Annotated in this window: 21 protein-coding genes; 3 read left to right on the forward strand and 18 right to left on the reverse strand. The window is 51.2% G+C overall.

Translation table 11 applies throughout. The features are described from left to right. Positions 1-25 precede the first annotated feature (25 nt). From BLU57_RS02805 to BLU57_RS02830, 6 genes are all read right to left on the reverse strand, one after another. A complete protein-coding gene (locus tag BLU57_RS02805) occupies positions 26-619 on the reverse strand; it encodes a mobile mystery protein B (protein ID WP_090315873.1) in 594 nt (197 codons plus the stop codon). 7 nt (positions 620-626) lie between these two features. Continuing rightward, positions 627-1,091, reverse strand: a complete 465-nt coding sequence (locus tag BLU57_RS02810) for a mobile mystery protein A (RefSeq protein ID WP_090315875.1) — start codon at positions 1,089-1,091, stop codon at positions 627-629. A 242-nt stretch (positions 1,092-1,333) separates the two neighbouring features. Further along, the gene (locus BLU57_RS02815; RefSeq protein ID WP_090315877.1) at positions 1,334-1,735 is read right to left on the reverse strand and encodes a hypothetical protein; all 402 of its coding nucleotides are present in this window, start codon (positions 1,733-1,735) and stop codon (positions 1,334-1,336) included. Positions 1,736-1,898: 163 nt separating this feature from the next. Next, on the reverse strand, positions 1,899-2,735 hold the full coding sequence (locus BLU57_RS02820) for a hypothetical protein (protein ID WP_143026931.1): 837 nt from the start codon (positions 2,733-2,735) through the stop codon (positions 1,899-1,901). Positions 2,736-2,807: 72 nt separating this feature from the next. After that, on the reverse strand, positions 2,808-4,004 hold the full coding sequence (locus tag BLU57_RS02825) for a ribonucleotide-diphosphate reductase subunit beta (RefSeq protein WP_090315881.1): 1,197 nt from the start codon (positions 4,002-4,004) through the stop codon (positions 2,808-2,810). 66 nt (positions 4,005-4,070) lie between these two features. Continuing rightward, a complete protein-coding gene (locus BLU57_RS02830; protein WP_090315883.1) occupies positions 4,071-6,935 on the reverse strand; it encodes a ribonucleoside-diphosphate reductase subunit alpha in 2,865 nt (954 codons plus the stop codon). A 114-nt stretch (positions 6,936-7,049) separates the two neighbouring features. Between BLU57_RS02830 and BLU57_RS02835 the strand changes: the two genes are divergently transcribed. Beyond that, a complete protein-coding gene (locus BLU57_RS02835; protein WP_090315886.1) occupies positions 7,050-7,238 on the forward strand; it encodes a hypothetical protein in 189 nt (62 codons plus the stop codon). A 315-nt stretch (positions 7,239-7,553) separates the two neighbouring features. Then, on the forward strand, positions 7,554-8,417 hold the full coding sequence (locus tag BLU57_RS02840; RefSeq protein ID WP_090315889.1) for a DNA adenine methylase: 864 nt from the start codon (positions 7,554-7,556) through the stop codon (positions 8,415-8,417). A gap of 164 nt (positions 8,418-8,581) precedes the next feature. On the opposite strand, the gene BLU57_RS02845 is transcribed toward BLU57_RS02840, so the two are convergent. Beyond that, positions 8,582-10,012 (reverse strand): esterase-like activity of phytase family protein, encoded by a 1,431-nt coding sequence (locus BLU57_RS02845; RefSeq protein WP_090315892.1) that lies wholly within the window; start codon positions 10,010-10,012, stop codon positions 8,582-8,584. A 299-nt stretch (positions 10,013-10,311) separates the two neighbouring features. On the opposite strand from BLU57_RS02845, the gene BLU57_RS02850 reads away from it, so the two are divergent. Further along, a complete protein-coding gene (locus BLU57_RS02850; protein ID WP_143026932.1) occupies positions 10,312-10,572 on the forward strand; it encodes a hypothetical protein in 261 nt (86 codons plus the stop codon). A 175-nt stretch (positions 10,573-10,747) separates the two neighbouring features. On the opposite strand, the gene BLU57_RS02855 is transcribed toward BLU57_RS02850, so the two are convergent. The 11 genes from BLU57_RS02855 to ispG form a co-directional block, all read right to left on the reverse strand. Continuing rightward, positions 10,748-11,188 (reverse strand): YaiI/YqxD family protein, encoded by a 441-nt coding sequence (locus BLU57_RS02855; RefSeq protein WP_090315898.1) that lies wholly within the window; start codon positions 11,186-11,188, stop codon positions 10,748-10,750. A gap of 32 nt (positions 11,189-11,220) precedes the next feature. Next, positions 11,221-11,805, reverse strand: coding sequence for a CDP-diacylglycerol--glycerol-3-phosphate 3-phosphatidyltransferase (pgsA, locus tag BLU57_RS02860; protein WP_090315901.1), 585 nt, complete (start codon positions 11,803-11,805; stop codon positions 11,221-11,223). A gap of 57 nt (positions 11,806-11,862) precedes the next feature. Next, the gene (gene uvrC, locus BLU57_RS02865; RefSeq protein WP_090315904.1) at positions 11,863-13,680 is read right to left on the reverse strand and encodes an excinuclease ABC subunit UvrC; all 1,818 of its coding nucleotides are present in this window, start codon (positions 13,678-13,680) and stop codon (positions 11,863-11,865) included. Positions 13,681-13,685: 5 nt separating this feature from the next. Beyond that, positions 13,686-13,874, reverse strand: coding sequence for a tautomerase family protein (locus tag BLU57_RS02870; protein WP_090315907.1), 189 nt, complete (start codon positions 13,872-13,874; stop codon positions 13,686-13,688). A gap of 27 nt (positions 13,875-13,901) precedes the next feature. After that, positions 13,902-14,576, reverse strand: a complete 675-nt coding sequence (locus BLU57_RS02875) for a uracil-DNA glycosylase (protein WP_176776349.1) — start codon at positions 14,574-14,576, stop codon at positions 13,902-13,904. A gap of 103 nt (positions 14,577-14,679) precedes the next feature. Beyond that, positions 14,680-17,361, reverse strand: a complete 2,682-nt coding sequence (locus BLU57_RS02880) for a bifunctional acetate--CoA ligase family protein/GNAT family N-acetyltransferase (RefSeq protein ID WP_090315909.1) — start codon at positions 17,359-17,361, stop codon at positions 14,680-14,682. 168 nt (positions 17,362-17,529) lie between these two features. After that, on the reverse strand, positions 17,530-18,927 hold the full coding sequence (gene der, locus BLU57_RS02885) for a ribosome biogenesis GTPase Der (RefSeq protein WP_090315911.1): 1,398 nt from the start codon (positions 18,925-18,927) through the stop codon (positions 17,530-17,532). A gap of 56 nt (positions 18,928-18,983) precedes the next feature. Next, a complete protein-coding gene (gene bamB / locus BLU57_RS02890; RefSeq protein WP_090316247.1) occupies positions 18,984-20,195 on the reverse strand; it encodes an outer membrane protein assembly factor BamB in 1,212 nt (403 codons plus the stop codon). Between the two features lie 25 nt (positions 20,196-20,220). Beyond that, a complete protein-coding gene (locus BLU57_RS02895) occupies positions 20,221-20,856 on the reverse strand; it encodes a YfgM family protein (protein ID WP_090315913.1) in 636 nt (211 codons plus the stop codon). Between the two features lie 39 nt (positions 20,857-20,895). Next, on the reverse strand, positions 20,896-22,155 hold the full coding sequence (gene hisS, locus BLU57_RS02900) for a histidine--tRNA ligase (protein ID WP_090315915.1): 1,260 nt from the start codon (positions 22,153-22,155) through the stop codon (positions 20,896-20,898). Further along, positions 22,155-23,393 (reverse strand): flavodoxin-dependent (E)-4-hydroxy-3-methylbut-2-enyl-diphosphate synthase, encoded by a 1,239-nt coding sequence (gene ispG, locus BLU57_RS02905; RefSeq protein ID WP_090315917.1) that lies wholly within the window; start codon positions 23,391-23,393, stop codon positions 22,155-22,157. Before ispG ends, hisS begins: the two co-directional genes overlap by 1 nt. Positions 23,394-23,407: the final 14 nt, after the last annotated feature.

Below are 23,407 nucleotides of genomic sequence, written 5' to 3' on the forward strand. Positions count from 1 at the left end.
TACCATGAGTTTATCATTCTACTAGTTAAGAACGCGCAAATAGCAGGAGTGGCTTTATAGCGTGATTGTCAGCGGCACGTAAGGCTTCAATATAGCGAGCGCGGGTTTCTCCAACATCGACCAGATTTGCACGCCCCCATGTGAATGGCTCCTGTTCAAGCTGCTGGGCGAGAAGATCGCCGATAAAACGCGAGAAGCGTCCGTTTCCGTTGGGAAACGGATGGATTGCAACAAGGCGGTGACTAAACCGCACCGCAATTTCATCCGGCGGGTAGGTTTTATGTTCGATCCAGTAACAAGCATCGCCAATGGCTTGATGCACATCCATTGTGATCCGATAGGCATCGACACCAATGTTGCGGGCTGAGGTGCGATATTGCCCCGCCCAACGCCACACATCCCCAAACATGCGCTTGTGCAATTGGCGCAAGAAATTTTGATCCAGCACATCCCGTTTCTTGCGTGCGGTAGCCCAGCGCAACGCCTGGCCGATGTTGATTTGCTCCGCTTCGTTGAGTTCGTGCCGCAGCGTGATATAGGCAGGAATAAGCTGCTCACGCTCTTCGTCTGTAAGTGGGGTATTAGCATCATCGTCATCGATTAATAATGGATCTGGCATGACAATGCTATTTATCCTCCCATAACCCTTTTAGTGAGCCTGATAGGATCAGTTCGACCATGCGCCGCTGTTCATCGTCGAGATCGGATTTGAGCAAAGCCTGGTTTTCCAGTCGCATGGTGTGATCGAGCCGGGCAATATCTTTGCGCGTTTTCTGGATGGCACGCTCACGCAGAATATCATCGAGCGGTTTTGCCGGCACGAAAGCATACACAAAGGTACAGTTCATTGCCTCGGCAGCTTCACGCAAGGTTTTGATCGTAGTTGCTCCAGTCACTTCCGCTTTTTCGATCACCGGAATACGTGAAGGGGAAGCATCCATACGCGCCGCAAGCTGGCGGGCAGTCATGCCAAGTGCTTCACGAATGGCCTTTATCCATCCTCGTGGCGGCGCAACAATCCCTGCCTCACGCAAGGGTGAGAGACGTCTTTCCAATTGCTTTCTAGCGAGCGATGCTTGGTTTTTGTTCATATTAATATGTCCATATTATTAATTATATTAATACATAAACATGAACATATCAATGACTAATTAACACTTATATATGAACAAAAATATCGAAGGGGACAGATTCGTTTGTTAGGGAAGATTGCAAAATCCATCAACACCGTAGGTTGGGTTGAATGAAATGAAGCCCAACGATTGGCTGCTCCGTTGTGTTGGGGTTCGTGCCTCACCCCAACCTACGAGCTGAAGTCAGGTTTACAAGCTTGTTATGCATTTACAATCTTCTCCCACTTGTCCTCATAGGGTAGAAGAATATCTTTGACTTGGGACTCCTTCTTTTGCTGCTTCGTCGTACTAAGTAGCTTGCCATCACCTTTTGCCGCCAAAGCCTCGCTCTTGGTCATAACAAAGAAGCGAGTTTTATTCTTATCAACAATCACGATCACCAAGAAATCATATTGTTTGTCGATGCATTTAATGGCGTTATTTGTGCTTTTGTTGCTTAGTTCGGTTGTCTTAACCTGAATCCTCACAATCTTTCCACTTGCAGGGATAGCGGTTAGATCAAAGTCAGGTTGATTTGTTTTAATCGCTGGGTAAATCTCGACGTTCTGCTCAAGTAGACAGGCCAAAACGCGATATTCACCATACTTGCCAACGTACTTCATAATGACTTAGAGGGATGCATAATGTTTGAATTATGCCAGCAGGTTAGGTTGAATGAAATGAAGCCCAACGATTGGTGGCTTTGTTATGTTGGGGTTCGTGCCTCACCCCAACCTACGAGCTAAGATTCCAGTTTGAGACTTCATTTATTGTATATTTCGGAGGCTAGGGAGACCGCGCAGTTTTATCGTGTAAATCCCCCTGTACCACCGGGTTAGATAGTTTTACGTTGTTTTGTTGAGGTAATGGAAAGCCGATATACGCTGCTTGAGTTAACTGAAACAGGGTATAAAGAACACTGACGAAGCTTAAGAGCTTTGCAGCGGGATTTTCCATAAATTCGTTTATGCGATTCCAGAAATTTGTATGAGTAGTTCTGATTTTTCTAGCCTGAAGTTTAGAATACATCGACTGGAACCAGTACACTTTGCTTATCGTGGACTTATGTAACTTGATGTATTCCTTATTTCTGAATGCTTCAACTTCCTCAGGGCCAGTTAGTTGATCGCGAGGACGACCACCATTAAGTTGCATTAGATTGACCATCCTTGGATTATTAACACAATTTCCGCCATAAATGGCCAAGATTAGTGTTGAAAGATTAAATCTTCTTGAGTCTGGTACTTGAGGAGCATCAGTACCGGACAGAACCTTATAGCGGTGTGCGATAGCTTCAAATCCATAGTTGATGTTGCTCATGTTCCAGTGAATCCACAAGGCGCCTTGATGTGATTTTACAAAGTCATAGAATTGAATAAGCATGTGCTTTTCAAGATCATCGTAATGATCATGAATTTCTTCTCTCTTCACATTGCGAACTTCTGCAATCAGGTGAATTGAGAAACTATGCATACTTGAGCTTGCAAGATGCAGCACAGCGATTGAAGTGATACGAGGCGATAGACCTTCATTTCCATCGCCGAGAGACTGGCAGGAATAGTGAATCGCCAGCAATTGAGATTCATGCTGTTTAAGGTGTTGTAAAGCTTCTTTTGATTTCATGACTGGAGCGAGATGAATTAATATAAACGACTAATATGTCGCATAAACTGATTGCATCGGCTGCAGCAACCCTCAATCCCAACTCAGCGCCCCACCCGTTTGATACTCCGTCACGCGCGTTTCAAAGAAATTCTTCTCTTTCTTCAGATCGATCATTTCCGACATCCACGGGAACGGATTGTTGGCGTTCGGGTACAGCGTGTCGAGGCCGATTTGCTGGCAGCGGCGGTTGGCGATGTAGCGCAGGTATTCCTTGAACATCGGCGCGTTCATGCCGAGCACGCCGCGCGGCATGGTGTCTTCGGCGTAGCGGTATTCCAGCGCCACGGCTTTTTGCATCAGCGCGCTGATTTCATCGCGGAACGCCTTGGTCCACAGATGCGGATTTTCCATTTTGATCTGGTTGATGACGTCGATGCCGAAATTGCAGTGCATCGATTCGTCGCGCAGGATGTATTGGTATTGCTCCGCCGCGCCGGTCATTTTGTTTTGCCGCCCGAGTGCCAGGATTTGCGTGAAGCCGACATAGAAGAACAAGCCTTCCATGATGCAGGCGAACACGATCAGGCTTTTCAGCAATTGCTGATCGGTTTCCAAGGTGCCGGTTCTGAAGTTGGGATTGGTCAGCGTATCGATGAACGGAATCAGAAACTCGTCCTTGTCGCGGATCGACGATACTTCGTGGTATGCATTGAAGATTTCGCCTTCGTCCAGGCCCAGCGATTCGACGATGTATTGATACGCATGGGTATGAATCGCTTCCTCGAACGCCTGGCGCAGCAAATACTGGCGGCATTCCGGGTTGGTGATGTGGCGGTAGGTGCCGAGCACGATGTTGTTCGCCGCTAGCGAATCGGCGGTGACGAAAAAACCGAGATTGCGCTTGACCAGGCGGCGCTCGTCCTCGGTTAGGCCGTTCGGGTCTTTCCACAGCGCGATGTCGCGGCTCATGCTGATTTCCTGCGGCATCCAATGATTGGCGCAAGCACCGAGGTATTTATCCCACGCCCATTTGTACTTGAACGGCACCAGTTGATTGACGTCCGCTTTGCAGTTGATGATGGATTTGTCCTCGACTGAGATGCGGCGGTTCGCGCTGCCCGCTACATCTTGCCCGCATTCCGCACCTAGCTGGTGGCTGGCGGTGCTGTGATCGCGGTCATCCTGCGCCGGTGTTGCCAGCGGCAATTCAAAATCGTGCGCGGTGCGCGGCATGGCGTTGACCGGTGGTGTTTGCGGTTGTTGCGGTTCGTCTTCAAATGTCAGCATGGGGTTTACTCCTTTATTCATATTGTTGAGGAAACATCGATTAATTCAGCGTTTCCTGGTTGTTCTTTACTGGCAGGACTCGCAGCTCTCGTCATCAATGGCGCAATATTTGATTTCCACCGTGGATACTTCCACTGCGGCTTTGACCACGCCGCCATCGGACGGCACCGCGTTCAGCGAACCGGCGCGCACTGTGGATTTTTCCGCCGCTGTCGCGCCCATCGAACGCAGGTAATACGTGGTTTTAAGACCGCGCAGCCACGCCAGCTTGTAGGTTTCGTCCAATTTCTTGCCAGAAACCCCGCCCATGTAAATATTCAGCGATTGCGATTGGTCGATCCATTTCTGCCGCCGCGCGCCCGCTTCGATCAGCCAGCGCGGATCCATCTCGAACGCGGTGGCATACAGCGTGCGGATATTGTCCGGAATGCGGTCGATTTTGCTGATTGCGCCGTCGAAGTATTTCAGGTCGGCGATCATCACCTCATCCCACAAATTGAGTTTTTTCAGATCGTTGACCAGCGATTTGTTGGCAATGGTGAATTCACCGGACAGATTGGATTTGACGTACAGATTCTGATACGTCGGCTCGATGCTGGCGGAAACGCCGACGATGTTGGAAATCGTCGCGGTCGGCGCAATCGCCAGACAGTTGGAATTGCGCATGCCGTATTGCTGGGTGCGCGCGCGCAATGCGTCCCAATCGAGCGTCGCCGACAAATCGGCTTCGACAAAACCGCCGCGCTCGTTGCGCAACACTTCCAGCGTGTCGTGCGGCAGGATGCCACGATCCCACAAGCTGCCTTTGTAGCTGCTGTAGCAACCGCGCTCTTGCGCCAGTTCGGTCGACGCCCAGTAGGCGTGATACGCCACCGCTTCCATCGAACGGTCGGCGAATTCCACCGCTTCGTTCGAGCTATAAGGAATGCCCAGCTGATGCAGGCAATCCTGGAATCCCATGATGCCCAGGCCAACCGGACGGTGTTTCAGGTTGGCGTTGCGCGCTTTGGCGACGGCGTAGAAATTGATGTCGATGACGTTGTCGAGCATGCGCATGGCAATGCGCACGGTGCGTTTCAGTTTATCCAGATCGAGCGCGCCGTCCTTCAGGTGCGCGAGCAGATTGACCGAACCGAGATTGCACACGGCAATTTCCTTGTCGTTGGTGTTCAGCGTGATTTCCGTGCACAAATTCGAGCTATGCACCACGCCGATATGGTTCTGCGGCGAACGCACGTTGCACGGATCCTTGAACGTGATCCACGGATGGCCGGTTTCGAACAGCATGCTCAGCATCTTGCGCCACAATTGCACCGCTGGGATTTTTTTGTACAGCGTCAGCTCGCCGCGTTCGATTTTCGCTTCGTAACCGAGATACGCTTGCTCGAATTGCTGGCCGAATTTTTCGTGCAAATCGGGCGTATCCGACGGCGAGAACAGTGTCCAATCGCTGCCATCCATCACACGTTTCATGAATAAATCGGGAATCCACGTCGCGGTGTTCATGTCGTGCGTGCGGCGGCGGTCGTCGCCGGTGTTTTTGCGCAATTCCAGGAATTCCTCAATATCCAGATGCCAGCATTCCAGGTACGCGCATACCGCACCCTTGCGTTTGCCACCCTGATTGACCGCCACGGCGGTGTCGGACACCACTTTCAGGAACGGCACCACGCCTTGCGATTTGCCGTTGGTACCCTTGATGCGCGCGCCCATCGCCCGCACCGGCGTCCAATCGTTACCCAAGCCGCCGGCGTATTTGGCCAGCAACGCATTTTCCTTGATCGCTTCGTAGATGCCGTCAAGATCGTCCGGCACGGTCGTGAGATAGCACGACGACAATTGCGAACGGCAAGTGCCGGAATTGAACAGTGTCGGCGTCGAGCTCATGAAATCGAAACTCGACAGCACGTGATAAAACTCGATGGCGCGCGCTTCGCGGTCGATTTCGTTCAGCGCCAAACCCATCGCTACGCGCATGAAGAACGCTTGCGGCAATTCGATGCGGCGTTCCTTGATATGCAGGAAATAGCGGTCGTACAGCGTTTGCAAACCGAGGTAATCAAACTGCAAGTCACGATCCGCGTCCAGCGCTTCGGACAAGCGCTTCAGGTCGAACTGCGCCAGCCGCGGATCGAGCAATTCGGCTTCGATGCCGCGCTTGATGAATACTGGGAAGTATTCCTGATACTGCGCGTGCATCGCCTGTTGCGTGACTTCCTCGCCCAGCACTTCGTGGCGCACGTTGTTCAGCAACAAGCGCGCGGTGACATAGCTGTACGCCGGGTCTTTCTCGATCAGCACGCGCGCCGACAGCACCAGGGATTTGTTGACTTCATCGAGCGATACGCCATCGTACAAGTCCTTGACGGTGGCTTTCAGAATCAGCGCGGGATCGACGGTATTGCCCAAGCCGGCGCAGGAGGATTCGATCAATGCGGATAACTTGGCGATGTCGAGCGGCACGCGCTGCCCGTTATCGACGACGTACAACGTTTCCGCCGCGGTCTCGGCGGCCGATTTCTGTTTCAGCTTGGCCCGTTCGCGTGTGCGCTCTTCACGATACAGCACATAAGCTCGCGCCACGTCGTGTTCGCCTGAGCGCATCAACGCCAGTTCGACCTGATCCTGAATATCTTCGATATGGAACGTGCCGCCATCCGGCTGGCGACGCAGCAGTGCATTCACCACATCGTTGGTCAACCCGGCCACCACTTCGCGCACCCGCACCGATGCCGCGCCCTGCCCGCCATCGACGGCGATAAACGCCTTGGTCAGCGCAACTGAAATCTTGCCCGGCTCGAACGACACCACCGCACCGTTGCGGCGGATGACTTTATGCTGGGAAAAACGGGGATTTTGCGCAGGTGTATCCATAAAACTTTGATTTCCGGAAACAGGTTTGGGGTGAGTTTGTTCTGTCGTAAGCTGCATCGGTGATTCCTCCTGACTGATGATTCATCAAAGAAAAATACAAATTTCTGTTGATTCAATGGAATAGCATTATTTGAATAGAACCACAATATCTAGTGGTTGATGGAGAATGCTATGGCACTAATGGTACAACACAAATTATTTTTTGTGCAGGAAAATTTTGCGGATTTTTTAATTTGGAATCAAAAAATCGATCATCTTTTGATTAAGATTAATTGCTATCAGGCAGTTAAGATTGCACGGATGCGTGATGCTAATTTGCAACGGTTGTCGAAAATTAGGGAACTGCCAGATTTACGATGAATTCAGCAATCGCAATTTCCGGCGGATGATGCGAGCACCAACCTGGTCATCATCCCTTCCATTTCACTTAAAAACTTCCCGGCGTCCGGCGTTTCCCTAGCGTACGAAGCAGCTATTCTGATTGGCCGCCTTTTTGGCATATTTCCAGCAATTCTCGATTATTCAACAATGTGATGCTAAAAACTCCGGAAGAGTTTTATTACAGAAATGTTACAAATTACTGATTGCACATTATTTTTCACCGCGAATGTATAATAAAAATATGATTTCAATTTTGCGTGTGAGTTTAGTATCAAATTCACGATGGAGTGTTCTATGAAGTTCAATACCCCGCTGCGTTACCCCAAAGGAAGAAGCAATATACCAAGCTTCTTTAAAATAATTTTTGCGCACAATGATTTGCTGGATGGACATTATGTTGAGCCCTATGCTGAAAGCGCAGGGATCGCGCTGAATTTACTCACGCAAGGTTACGTGTCTCGTGTTCATTTAAACGCTGCAAATCCTGCGGTATACGCTTTTTGGCACAGCGTCATCAATCAACCTGAAGCGCTTTGTAAAGCTATTCACGATATTAAAATAACAACAGAAGAATGGCAGCGGCAACAAGATATCTTGCGTTCTCCTGAAAATCACAGCGCACTCGAAGTGGGCTTCTCAATCTTCTTTCTAAATCGGATTAATCGGTTAGCAATTCTATACGGAGATGTTACTGATGGAAAAAGCCAAGGCAAGCACTGGAAGTTTGATGCCCGCTTTAATAAGCTAGATTTGATTCGCGGCATTGAATGGATTGCGCTGCATCGTTCACTCATTCATTTATATAACCAAGATGCTACCGGCTTAATTAAGACAGTATTACCGTCACTGCCTGATAAAACACTCGTTTATTTTGATATTCCCTGTCATACCGAAGAACGAGGTCTTCATCACGATCACGATTCTCATCATCATCGAGTGAGTTTGGCAAAATTGATCAAGGAAAATATCTTGCAGCACTGGATAGTTTCATATCCTAATCATCCCGGAATTGTGGAGCTGTACAAAGGTTATCCGACTATTGTCCATGATATCTCCAGCAATGCACGAAATCGCCCTGAAGATTCTGAAATCATGATTTTCAGTAATCGATTGATCATTCCTGACTGGAAAAATCCATCCAATTTAAAAACCGCTTAACATTTAAGCGCGCAGCTCTCTACCAACGCCAATTAATCGAGATGGGCTGCCATAATCCGCCCTCACGGTCTTTACAGCAACTCGAGGGAAAAGAACCTCATACCTTTGTCTAAGATAACAGAATGGGAATCTATGCCCCCATTCTGTTATCGGTAAAACCTAAATTATAGCGATGATAACTTTCTACGACGCACCATAAATCCCAATAAGCCCAGTCCAGCTAACAACATTGCATAGGTTTCCGGCTCTGGAATTGCGGCTACTGCTTGAGGAAGAAAAATAGATCCTCCAAGATCCGCATCCTTGAAGCCAATCACGAAGAACTGATTATCCCCAGCAATGGCTGAAAAATCATTGTCATTGGCTAAGATGAGCGTGTGGTAAGTTTCCGCACCAACGATGACGTCATCACCAAAAGCCGCGCCTTCCAGCTTGGCCGGAATATTCGCATCCGTAATTCCATTCGCATTGAGCAGCGCTCTGATGTCGAGGAACAAGCTCTTATCCGGGTGTCCCTGATTGGCTAACAAATTGGCTTCGCCGCTAATTCCGCTGATGTCGGTAGCACCATTCAAATCAACCTTCCATAATTGTTTGATCGCTGCTTTTGAACCGTCGCCCAATCCCTTGCCATCCCGTTCAAGAACCAAGAATTCATGATTATTAATGGCAAGTATCTCACTGCTATTGTAATTTTTAGTACCAATCTGGTTATCGTAGGCAAATTCGTGCGTTGCGCCAGTAACAATATCTATCGAAACGATGCGGTTGGCTCGTCCGCCGTCACCGCCATCCTGCAGCAATGGGCTTTGCATAAAACCGAATAGCGTTGTGCCATCCGGAGAAATAGCCAGTCCTTCCATACCTTTGTTGGCAACCCGGCCAGTGGCGTTGCCGCTGATCTCAGAAGCACCACTTGAACTTAGATTAGCGGCAGCTAAATTATCCGGCAAGGTGAACGATTTGATCCGCTCGCCGGTTTGACGGTCGAATTGATAAACGTAAGGGCCGTATTCATCCGAGATAAATATGCTTTTACCGTCGTTTGAGACGCGAATGCCTTCCGGGTCGAGTCTTCCATTATTGGGATTGAGTGAGTTGCCCGCCGCAAAATTATCCGAACGGCCGCTGAAATAATTGATCGTTGCTGTGTTTGACGAAGGCGCGGCGCCGCTTGCATAGTTCAGAGGCGTGGTGCTTGAAAACAGAGTAGTGCTGTTTAAAGCGGTTGTCACTGCGAGAGGAAGCGTGGTGCCTGCCGAATAGCTTAAGCTAATTGTATGAAAACGGGAAATATAGGATGTCGTGTTATCCACGCTACTTCCTCCGGCATAGGCGAGCGCATTCGGTCCTCTATCCGGCAACGCCAAGAACGTATTGTTGCCGGCATATGCAAAACCAGAACCCATTCCGCCGAGTAGGTTAGCAGAAGTTCCACTTTCAAGTGTACCTGTCAAACCTGACAAATCACTTCCGGTTCCTGGAAGATTACCGATACCTAGCAATACGGGCGTTGCATTGGCAATCGGTACTACGAATGAGATTGCCAAAAACATTGGCAGAATTATTTTTGATTTTTGTTTGAAAATTAGCATATTCATTTCCTACGAAGTTCGATGAAATTCAGTCATTTGATGAGTAATCTTGATACTGGAAAGCCGTGCAATTTTTACACGCTGGGATGACAGCAGCATGACAGAAACATGAATCGGATCAGATCTTCTCAATGGCATAAGCTAGGCTTTCAACACAAACTTGCGCGTGCTTTTTCAACCCCATCGGTTAATTAAGCCCGCATAGCAATTTCTGAGAATTGTCATTCAGGCGTAACAGTCAATTGAATAAAATTCATTTTTTATAAAAACAAATGAAATTGCTGACCAAGGAAATAGAAATGTTAACCACAAAACAAGTATCAGAAATATTGGGTTGCTGCGCTATTACAGCCAAGCGAAAGCTGGAAAATGCTGGCATCAAAGCCAAAATGCAAACATCGATAAATGGCAACAGAAGAAAACATTTTTTTGACATCACTGAGCAGCAATTGCATGAATTAATTTTAAAGCAGAGAAAAAACTCGGGAAAAAGGGTCTTGCAGCAAGCCGTATCGCTGCGTGCATTGGAATCTATGTTTAATAGACAATTACGAATGTAATAAACCCGGCCTAACGGGAAGCAAATGGTTACGGGATTCCGGAACGACTTACAGCGTAATGATGATCTTTATACGATAGCGGCAGGCTTTTGCTATCTTTCCGGCCTGAGAGTACAAGCAAGTCACGGATCAGATGAGTGATGCTAGTTTTGACAGAATGAGCAACCTGGCCCGGTTATTGGGCCAATAGCTTATCCAATTGATTGGCAAACACTTTACGGTCATTCTGGTTCATGGTGGCCTGACCGCCGGTATCCACGCCGCTGTTGCGCAGGTTTTCCATGAAATCCCGCATGCTTAAACGCGCGCCGATATTTTCCTTGGTGTACAGTTCGCCGCGCGGGCTCAATACCAGACCTTCTTTCCGGATCACTTCCGCCGCCAAGGGAATATCGCTGGTAATCACCAGATCGCCGCTTTCCACTCGTTTGACGATTTCATTGTCGGCCACGTCAAATCCGGATTCGACTTGCTGCATGCGGATAAACGGCGATGGCGGGATGTAGAGAGGATGATTGGCGATCAGTATCAACTGCCGTTTCGTTCGTTCAGCCGCTCTGAACAGAATTTCTTTAATGACGACCGGGCAGGCATCCGCATCAATCCATATTTTCATTGCTGATCGTCCCGGTCATGTTTATGAAACCATCAGGAACGTTTTGTTTCATCTTCTAGCACTTTCGGCACGGCGGCTTTCAGGTAATAAAACATCGACCACAACGTTAACACGGCGGCAATATAAATAAACCAAGTGCCGACTTGCTGCGGATCGAAATGCTCGCCGATTTTCTCATGATACAGCAGCAGCGGAATGGCGATCATTTGCGACGTGGTTTTGATTTTGCCGAGGAATGATACCGCGACGCTTTTCGATTGGCCGATTTGCGCCATCCATTCGCGCAATGCCGATACGGTAATCTCCCGCCCGATGATCACAAAAGCGATAGGCGCATCCAGCCGTTCCAGATAAACCAGCACGATCAAAGCCGCGCAAACCATCAGTTTATCGGCGACCGGATCGAGAAAAGCGCCGAATGCCGAGGTTTGGTTTAAAACCCGCGCCAGATAACCATCCAGCCAATCGGTTATCGCCGCACCGGCAAAAATGAGCGTCGCCACTAAATTTTGCTGCGTGGGCGACAGCCAGTCGTGCGGCAGATAGAAAATACCGACAAATAGCGGAATGGCCAGGATGCGCAGCCAGGTGAGAATATTGGGAAGGTTGAAAGGCATGATGTATGAAATGGATTGTTTAACGGGAAGCCGTCCGGATGGCTATCCAGCGCGAAATTAATGTAATTCCTTATAGATTTTTTCCGCCAATTTCCGGCTGATTCCCTCAGTTTGTTGTAATTCTTCAATGCTTGCGGTCAACACGCCCTTCAATCCGCCAAACCGGCCCAGCAATTGCTGTCTGCGCTTGGCGCCAATACCCTCGATATTCTCCAGTGATGAACTGGTGCGGGCTTTGGCGCGCCGGCCGCGGTGGCCTTGTATCGCAAAACGGTGGGCTTCGTCGCGGATTTGTTGAATCAGGTGTAATGCCGCATGCTCGCTGGGCAATTGTAACGGCTTTTCGAACAGCGGAGAAATCAATTGTTCCAACCCGGGTTTGCGTTCTTCGCCCTTGGCGACACCCAGCAAGTTCGCGTCGGAGATACCGAGCTCCTGCAACGCTTCCTGCGCCGCCGTCACCTGCCCTTTGCCGCCGTCGATCAGAATCAGATCGGGCAATTGCCCTTCGCCGCTGACGACTTTCTGATAGCGCCGCGACAATGCTTCGCGCATCGCCGCATAATCGTCGCCGGGCGTGATGCCGTCGATGTTATAGCGGCGGTATTCGTTATTGCGCATGGCAAAATTATCGTACACCACGCACGACGCCACGGTTGCTTCGCCGAGCGTATGACTGATGTCGAAACATTCGATGCGTTGGATTCCCGGCATCTGCAATTCTTGCTGCAACGCTTGTAAACGCTTTTCCTGGCTGGCATGGCGGCTCATCATCTGTTTCAACGCCAGCTGCGCATTCTCGATGGCCATGTTGAGCCACACGCGCTTCTCGCCGATCGGATTGAGCTGGATGGTGATTTTATGTCCGCACTGTTCGGTTAGTAATTGCTGCAATGCTTCGCGTTCGATTTTCTCGCCTAGAATAATCAATGGCGGCGCGCTGCGGTTCAAATAATGCTGCGCCAGAAATGCTTCGACCACATTGGCTGCGCTGTAATCGTCCGCATTTTGCGGAAAAAAACTCTTGTCGCCCAAATGCCGTCCGCCGCGGATCATCGCCAAATTGACGCACGCTTTACCGGAACCATCCGGCGATAGCACGCAAGCAACGACATCCGCATCGAGCGCTTTGCCGCTATCGACAAACTGTTTCTCGCGAATGCGCCGCAACGCCTGAATCTGATCGCGCAATAGCGCGGCCTGCTCGTACTCCATGCGCTCGGACGCTTGCTGCATCTTGGCGTTGATCACTTCCATGACCTCGGTTTGCTTGCCTTGCAAAAACAATTCGGCATTGTTGACGTCCGCCTGATATTCCTGCGGGCTGATCCGATGGATGCACGGGCCGCTGCAGCGCTTGATCTGATACAACAGACAGGGCCGCGTGCGATTGCTGAACACACTGTCTTCACAGGTGCGCAAGCGGAAGATTTTTTGCAGCAGCTGGATGCTTTCGCGCACGATACCAGCGTTCGGATACGGCCCGAAATACTGATGCGTCTTATCCAGCGCACCGCGGTAAAACCCCAGGCGCGGAAATTCGTGCCCGCTCAGGATTACGTACGGATACGATTTATCGTCGCGGAACAGAATGTTGTAGCGCGGCTTCAGGCTTTTGATCAGATTGTTTTCCAGCAGCAGCGCTTCGGCTTCCGAACGGGTGACCGTGGTTTCAATCCCGCTCACCTGCGACACCATCAATTGCGTTCTGGGCGCCAGATTGCTTTTCTGAAAATACGAAGAAACCCGCTTTCTCAGGCTCACTGCCTTGCCGACGTAGATCACTTCGCCTTTGGCGTTGAGCATGCGGTAAACGCCCGGTTGCAACGGCAAATCCCGGCAAAACGCCTTGGCGTTAAAGACGGTGTCGGTCAAACCGCTTAATCCTCGCTGCCGAGCAGTTTTCCCGCGACCGCCCAGTTTTCATCGGGCAGTTCGTCAAAGCAAATGTAGGTGTACGATTTCGGTTTCTTGGCGATGCGTTCCAGCGTATCGGTCAGTTCCTCGGCGATCTGCCGTTTTTGCTCGCGCGTTAAGGTTCCCGCCACGCGGATATTGACGTAAGGCATGTAAAGTTTCTCCTTCTTAATGGATTGTTATGATTGAAGTTCAGCAACGATGTTAGCAAACACTTGCTCGAACATTTCTGCCGTTAAGCGTTTGGTTTGCGTATTGTAGCGGCTGCAATGGTAACTGTCATAAAGCCGTACGCCATTGCCCGGCGGTAACTGATGCACCTGGCCGTGACCGAACGGATAATCCTTTGCTTTCAGCCGCAAGCTCAACAGCACCGCCTGATGTGCCACCGTACCCAGCGCCAGCACGGCAGCACCGCCTTGTTGCACAAACTGATCGAGTTCAACCGACAAATATTGATTGCATTGCTTGATTTCTTGCGGAACCGGCTTATTCTCCGGCGGCAGGCATTTCACTGCATTGGTGATGCGGCAGCCGGTCAGTTGCAATCCATCATCGGCCGATACCGATTCATGATGGGTGGCAAAACCGTATTTATGCAAGGTTTGATACAACAAAATCCCGGCATAATCGCCGGTAAACGGCCGCCCGGTGCGGTTGGCGCCGTGCATGCCGGGCGCCAGGCCGACGATCAGCAGCTTGGGGTTCGCATCGCCGAACGCGCTGACGGGGCGCGCATGATAATCCGGGTATTGCGCTTTCACCGCTTGCAAAAAATCGGCCAAGCGCGGGCATTGCGTGCAATCCAGGATATTCAAACTGTCGCAGGCCGGTGTTAAAGAATCATTGGTCATGAAGAAAACCGGAAAAATGGGTTAGCCGTAGCGGCTCAATCAAGTCGCGAATAGATTGCATTATCGCCCGCATGCGTTATAAATCAAACCATGGAATGAAAGATCACAGCAGTTGTTTCACAATCCGCCGGATGGCGCTATCTTCCTGGCTGATGCTCGCTTCGAAACCAAGCCGGTGCACCAGCTCCAGCATCGATCGATTGGTTGCCAGCACTTCGCCTTCCATGGCTTTGATACCTTTGGCGCGGGCGGCATCAAACAGGCAATTCATCAACTTGTTGCCGATACCTTTGTTTTGCCATTCGTCCGCCACAACCAAAGCAAACTCGCAGGATTGGCCATCGGCGCTCGCCACATAGCGGCATACGCCTAACTCTTTTTCCCGGTTATCGTGTTTCAGTACGGCGATGAACGCCATTTCACGGTCATAATCAATTTGCGTGAAACGCACCAGCATGCTTTGCGAAAGCTCTTGCAGTGTGTCCATGAAACGGAAATATTTTGCCTCGGCGGATAATCCACGTGCAAATTCCTGCTCTATTTCCGCATCTTCCGGGCGTATCGGCCGGATCGTCAGGCCGGTGCCGTCCGGCAATTGCCAGCGCGTGATCAGGTGAGCGGGATACGGATGAATCGCCATGTGCGCATAGTGATCGGCGGAGGGTTGCAGATAATCCACCACAATGCGCGCATCAACGGCGCACGCGCCGTTTTCATCGACGATCAGCGGATTGATATCCATTTCCTTGATCCACGGTAATGCGCACACCATTTCCGATATGCGCAGCAAAATGCTTTCCAGCGCCGCCATGTCGACGGCTGGCATGTGGCGGAAAGTGTTCAGCAGTTTGGCGATCTGTGTGCGCTGAATCATATCCTTCACCAAGAAACCATTCAGCGGCGGCAAAGCCACAGTGCGATCGCCCAGCACTTCGACCAGCACACCGCCCGCGCCGAACGTAATGACCGGGCCAAATACTGCGTCCGTCGTCACACCGGCCATTAACTCCCGGCCATTCGGTTTGACAACCATCGGTTCGACGACGATGCCGTCGATTCTTGCGCCGGGATTTTTCTTTTGCACCGATTGGATGATGTCGTGATACGCCGCGCGGACCGCTTGCGCATTACCGAGATTGAGGCGGATTCCACCCACATCGGATTTATGCGTAATATCCGGCGAATTGATTTTCATCACAACCGGAAAGCCGAATTCTTCCGCAATCAACAGGGCTTCGTTCGGAGAACGCACCACTACGGCTTTGGCGATCGGAATGCGAAACGCCGCCAGAATCGCTTTCGATTCAATCTCGGACAGAATCTTGCGATGCTCCGCCAATGCGCCTTCAATCAGCAAGCGCGCGCCTTCTTCGTCCGGCACGTCATGATCGGAAATCGGGCCGGGGGTTTGCATGAGCAGCTTTTGATTCTGATAATAAGCAGAGATAAAGGAAAACACTTCGACAGCGGGTTCCGGTGTGCGGAAATTGGGGATTCCTGCCCGGTTGAACGCTTGTCTGCTGGCGTCAACTTGCACTTCTCCCATCCAGCAAGCAATGAGCGGTTTATCGAACTGCGCGGCCATCGCAATGATCGTATTGGCCACTTCCAGCGGCTGGGTCATCGCCTGCGGTGCCAGAATCACCAGCACGCCATCCACGCCATCATCCTGCAGACAGTGTGCGACCGCATGGCGATAACGTTCCGCAGTCGCATCGCCGATGATATCGAGCGGATTGCCGTGCGACCACGTATCTGGCAAAACCGCATTCAATTGCGCTAACGTGCCGTCGGACAACGTAGCCATCGTCACGCCCAGATCCGCGGCGCGATCGGCCGCCATGACGCCGGGACCGCCACCGTTGGTGACGATGGCCAGCCGGTTGCCTCCGGGACGGAAATGGGTTGAGAGCGCCTTGGCCGCAGAAAATAATTGCACGATGGTGTCGACCCGGACCACTCCGGCGCGCTGCAAGGCTGCATCGAATGCATCGTCCGAGCCGACCAGCGCACCGGTATGGGAAAGCGCCGCCTTGGAACCCACCGCGTGACGGCCCGCTTTGACGATGAAGATCGGTTTGATCCGCGCCACCGCGCGCAACGCACTCATAAAGCTGCGGGCATGCTGCACACCTTCGATATACAGCAGAATACTTTCGGTATGCGGGTCGGACGCAAGGTAATCGAGAATCTCGCCGAAATCCATGCCCGCAGCGGAACCCATCGAAATGATGCTGGAAAAACCGACATTGTTGGGCTTAGCCCAATCCATGATGGCGGTGCAGAATGCGCCGGATTGCGAAATCAGCGCCAATCCGCCCGCTTTCGCGCCACCGTTGCTGAAGGTGGCATTCAATCCCGACGCCGGGCACAAAATACCCAGACAATTCGGTCCGATCAGCCGCATGCCATAACGCCGGGCATTTGCAACCACGGCCTGCTCCAGCGCGGCGCCCTGCGGCCCGGTTTCCCTGAATCCCGCCGACAATACCAAAGCAAACCGCACGCCGCGCTTGCCACACGATTCGACGACATCCGGCACTGTCGCCGCCCGGGTGATGATGATCGCCAGATCGACCGGCTCGGCAATCGACTCAATGCTGGCATAAGCGGGAAGACCCTGGATCTCAGCGTGATTCGGATTCACCGGATAAAGCTGACCTTGGTAGCCACTATCCAGCATATTCTTGAACACGACGCCGCCGACCGAATCCAACCGGCTGCTGGCACCGATCACGGCTACGGAACGCGGGGAGAAAAGCAGGCTGAGGTAATGTTTACTCATTGATTGGCCCCTATCAATTCAGGAAGGTACGGCAGAATGCCGGAAGAAGTCCGTTTCCGCTTCAGCGGTCAATCTAATCCGATCGAATCAGTCCGTCAATCGGCAGCGATGTTAGAATCTAAGCGTTGCATCCGGGTAAGCGGAAGATGAGTAACCACGTTTTCCGGTTTAGCCGTATTTCTTGCGGTTACGTCTGCGCCGGTTATGCGCGCGCCGTTGTTCATCTTCGGTTGGCGGAGCGGGCTTTTTGTCGGCGTAGGGATTGTGCCCGACTTTAAAATCGACGCGCAACGGCGTGCCTTTGAGTTCAAAAGTCTCGCGAAACGTGTTTTCGAGATAGCGCCGGTAAGTTTCCGGTACATGTTGGAGCATGCTGCCGTGCACGATGATCAACGGCGGGTTGGAGCCGCCTTGATGCGCGTAACGCATCTTCGGACGAGACATGCCGCCGCGCGGCGGCGGGTGCTTTTCGACCGCGGCTATCAATGCGCGCGTCAGTTTCGGCGTCGGCAAATGCGCCATGGCCGCGGCATAAGCCGTATCGATCGAAGGCAGCAGATTCTTCATGCCAGTGCCGTGCAACGCGGAAATGTAGTGCAATTGCGCGAAGCTCAGAAATGCCAATTTGCGGTTTAATTCGCGTTTAATCGTATCGCGCTGATAGTCGTCCAGACCGTCCCATTTGTTTACTACAATGACCAGCGCACGTCCTGTTTCCAGGATGAATCCGGCGATATGTGTGTCCTGATCGGAAATTTCATTGCGCGCATCCAGCACCAGCACGACGACATTCGCGTCTTCAATCGTTTGCAGCGTTTTGATGACGGAGAATTTTTCCACAGTTTCATGCACTTGACCACGGCGGCGCAATCCGGCCGTATCAATCAACGTGTATTGTTTGTCTTTGTGCGTGAAATCGATATAAATGCTGTCGCGCGTTGTGCCCGGCTGGTCGAAAGCGATCACCCGCTCTTCGCCAAGCAGCGTATTGACCAGCGTGGATTTTCCGACATTCGGACGACCCACGATGGCAATTTTGGGATGCTTGCTTTCAGGGGTTTCTTCTTCGGCATCCGGAAAATCCACCAAGGCTAGATCGGCAAGTTCCTGGATGTTATCGCCATGCATGGCTGAAATTGCACAGGGATCACCCAAACCTAATTCATAAAACTCCGCCGTGACGACGGCGGTTGCCATGCCTTCGGTCTTATTCACCACCAACAGAATCTTTTGCCCGGATTTACGCAATTGCTCGGCGATGATTTTGTCGTGCGCGGTCACACCCTGACGGCCGTCGACGATGAACATTACTTTGTCCGCTTCGTCAATGGCTTGCAGCGTCTGCTTAGCCATGGCGTGCAGAATGCCTTCCTTGATAACTGGCTCAAGACCACCGGTATCCATGACCAGATAGGGCTTATTCCCTACCCGGCCTTGGCCGTAATGCCGGTCTCGCGTCAAACCGGGAATATCCGCGACGATGGCGTCGCGCGTGCGCGTCAAGCGATTGAATAAGGTCGATTTGCCGACATTCGGACGGCCAACCAGAACAAGAGTGGGTTTCATGATATTTGCTGCTACCGTAACACGTTATGTGTCGTCAAATGGAAAGAATGAAGCTGTTAGAATTGCGTGCTGAAAGCGTAAACACCGCCCTTTGTTGTCTGCACTACAAAACCATCCGGCAAAACACTGGCCGCATTATGAATCACACTGCCGTCGGTGGCGGAGCGGGCCACCAATGCGCCATCATAATTACGTAATACATTAACAAAACCCTGATCGTCCGCGACCACAATATACTGCCCGATGATCACAGGTCGGGTTAATTTCTTACTTCCCAGGCGGCTTTGTTTCCACATGCCGGCGCCGCTCATTAGATCGTAGGCCGCCACCACGCCGTTATCCTCGGTTACATACACATAATCGTTGTCCATCACCAAGCCCGCGCTACTGGAGGATTCACGCGACCAGATGTACGCGCCGTCGTTAATCGCAAAGCAGGCAACACGCCCTTGGTACGCAACCGCGCAGACGAGGCGATTGTTAATCACCGGCGCGCTGGTGATATCGGTCATGCGCTCCAATTCGGTTACGCCACGCGGTTGCGAAACGGCGACTTCCCAGCCAATGTTGCCGTTGAACAAGCTCATCGCAACCATTTTTCCGCCTGGAAAACCGGCAAATATGGCGCCATGCGCCAGTGTTATTCCGGCCGTGCTGCGCACCGTCAATGACGGCGTCGCGCCTTGGTAAATCCATTTCCGCTTGCCATCGATGGCATCCAGTGCAAATATACGGCCATCGACAGTACGTACGGCCACGATATTATTCTGCACTTGCGGCGGACTGAGGATTTCGCTGGTGACCGACGCTTGCCATAACATATGGCCGGATTCATTATAAGCAAGTACTTCGCCTTTGAAGGTTCCGATCAGGATCAATCCTTCGCCAATACCCACGCCGGCAGAAAATTTGTTTTTGGATTTGACCTGCCACTCCTGCTTGCCCGTTGCGGCATTATATTTGGTCAGTTTACCGGCTTCATCAGCAACATAGACTGCGCCATTGTCGTACGCGGTATAGAAGGAAGCGATCTCATTTTCACCCACTTTATTTTTCCACTTCAGCGGAATACGATCGGCTGCCTTTAAAGCGGCCAACTCTTCCTTCTCATAGACGATCGGCTCATCGGTGATCATCAGATCGGATATTCCCGTGCTCATCGATTCGATGACACGCATATCGAAGGGGTTGAACGTGCTACAGCCTGACAGCAGCAACGCAACAATCAACCAGGAAGGAAGTAATCGCCCGGATCGGGTGAGACTCAACAAAACAGCCACTTTAGCAACGGATCTAATCGGAATCGCCCAACGCGTCCAGTTTCATTTGGACGATATTGAAGTAGTTGTTACTTTTACTCATTTTATCAATCGCTTCCTGATAACTCAGCTTAGCCTCGGCAATCTTTCCGGCTGCCACTTGAATATCGCCTTTGCGATCCAAATACAATCCGGCGAAAGTTTTTCCGTGCCCAGCGCTCAACAAGCGTAATGCTTCATCGTACTTTCCTTCGTCCAATAAGATGCCGGATATTCTTAAGCGCGCCAGATCATGCATTTCAGTTTCTTTGGCATGATCGATAATCCATTGCAGGGTTTGTATGGCACGCTTGTTATTGCCCGCCTGAACATCGGCTTGCGCGGCGATCAGTGCCGCCCGGGGCGCATAGCCGCTGGAGGGGTAGCCTGTTGTCAGCAGTTGCGCGGCATCGTTGATTTTTGCGGCATCCTCGCTGGTTTGCACTTGCTGCAATAAAGCGTACAAATCGGCCGCTTGCAGTGCCTGCTTTTGCTGATAATACTGCCAGGCCTTCGTACCGCCTGCCGTGACAAGAACCGCAATCAAAAAAATGGAAATCGTATTGCCGTACCGATTCCACCACGCAGCGAATCCTTCAATTCTTTCTTGATCTTCGTGAGAATATGCCATGGTATTTCCCTGATTAGTGCTAATTTATTGATGATAAAATTACTTATTAATTAATTCAGTAACGGTGTTTAATTTCACCCGTGCCTGCTCGACCGGTTCACGCAATGGCTTAAGCGTCACTTCTTGCGCCTGACATTCATCATCGCCGATAATCATGGCATAGCGCGCGCCGGAGCCATCGGCCTTTTTCATTTGCGATTTGAAACTGCCGCCGCCGCAATGCAAAATCACATCAAACCCTTCATCGCGGAGAAATTCAGCGCATGTCCAAGCGTAATCCATCGCCTGATCCCCTTGGTGGACAATATAAATATCTGGCGCCGGTTGCGCAATTTCCTTACCGCATTCCTGCATCAATGCCAGCAAGCGTTCGATACCCATGGCAAAACCGCACGCCGGCGAAGGCTTACCGCCTATTTGTTCAACCAAACCATCGTAGCGCCCGCCCGCGCACACTGTTCCTTGTGCGCCGAGCTTATCGGTGACCCATTCAAAAACAGTGCGATTGTAATAGTCAAGCCCTCGGACCAAGCGCAGATTAATTTCAAAGTTAATGCCCCGCACCCGCAGAATATGCTGCAAAGACTCAAAATGACTAAGCGATTCGGCGTCCAAATCGTCCATCAGCTTAGGCGCATTGTTGATAATATCTTGCATGCCTGGATTTTTGCTGTCGAGTATACGCAACGGATTGGTATGCAAGCGTCTCAGCGCATCTTCATCCAGCGCATCACGGTGCTGTTCAAAGTATTTGATCAACCGGGTACGATGCAACGCGCGCGACTCGGCGTTGCCCAATGTGCTGATTTCCAGCCGTAAACCGGAGATTCCCAGTAAATCCCAAAGACGCGCGCACATCACAATCAGCTCGGCGTCGACATCCGGTCCGGCATAACCCAATGCTTCCACACCAACTTGATGAAATTGCCGGTAGCGGCCTTTTTGCGGACGCTCATGGCGGAACATCGGACCGGCATAATACAAGCGCTGCGGACCGGAATATAACAGGCTATGTTCGATCACAGCACGCACGCATGAAGCCGTGCCCTCCGGCCGCAGCGTTAAGCTGTCATTGTTGAGATGGTCCACAAAGGTATACATCTCTTTCTCAACAATATCAGTAACTTCTCCAATGGATCGGATAAATAAATCGGTCTGTTCGACGATTGGGGTACGGATGTTGCGGTAACCATACGCAGCAAGCCATTGCTGCACCGTTTGTTCAAAATACGCCCAGAGATAGGATTCATCCGGCAGGATGTCGTTCATCCCGCGGATTGCTTTAACACCATTAGCCATCAGACAGCTTTTCTCGGATACTTTTCGCTGACATATCGATCAACAATCGCACGGAATTCGTTGGCGATATTATCGCCTTTCAAAGTGACGGTTTTTTGTCCGTCCACGAATACCGGCGCTACCGGATTTTCACCAGAACCCGGCAAGCTGATACCGATATTGGCATGTTTACTTTCACCCGGACCGTTCACCACGCATCCCATTACAGCCAGTGACATATTTTCTACGCCATCGTATTGCTCGCGCCACACCACCATTTCATCACGCACATACGCTTGAATGCTTTCCGCCAATTCTTGGAAATACGTGCTGGTGGTACGGCCACACCCCGGGCAAGCCGCCACCAGCGGAACAAACGCGCGCAATCCCATCGTTTGCAGAATCTCCTGTGCAACAATTACTTCGCGCGAACGGCTGCCACCCGGTTCCGGTGTCAACGAGATACGAATCGTATCGCCGATGCCTTCCTGCAACAGCACGGCCAATGCCGCCGTGGATGCCACGATCCCTTTGGAGCCCATACCTGCTTCGGTCAATCCCAGATGCAACGCATAATCACAACGCGCAGCCAATTCGCGATAGACCATGATCAAGTCCTGCACACCGCTGACTTTGCACGATAAAACAATCTTATTGCGATTCAAGCCGATTTCTTCCGCCTTTGCCGCGCTTTCCAGCGCCGAGGTGATCAGCGCTTCGCGCATGACGTACTTGGCATCTTGCGGATCGCTGGAAGCAGCATTTTCATCCATGATGCGCGCCAGCATTTCCGGATCGAGGCTTCCCCAGTTGACGCCGATACGTACCGGCTTGTCATATTTACACGCAGTTTCAATCAATGTCGCGAATTGTTCATCACGTTTCTTGCCGTGACCGACATTTCCCGGATTGATACGAAATTTCGCCAGAGCCTTGGCGCAATCGGGATAACTGGTCAGCAATTTGTGCCCGTTGAAGTGAAAATCACCGACCAGCGGCACGTGGCATCCCATATCATCCAAACGCGCGCGGATTCCGGCTACTGCTTTCGCCGCTTCCATGGAATTGACGGTGATACGCACCAGTTCGGATCCGGCGCGCGCCAATTGCGCAACTTGCTCGGTTGTGGCAACTTCATCAACCGTATCCGTATTTGTCATGGATTGCACTACGACCGGCGCACCGCCGCCCAGCATGACAGAACCAATCCGGACACCCACACTGGATCGGCGATTTATTGCAGAATTATTCTCAGGCATAATTTAGTTGTATT

Origin of the sequence: Nitrosomonas oligotropha, from assembly GCF_900106555.1 — a bacterium.
Classification (GTDB): domain Bacteria; phylum Pseudomonadota; class Gammaproteobacteria; order Burkholderiales; family Nitrosomonadaceae; genus Nitrosomonas; species Nitrosomonas oligotropha_A.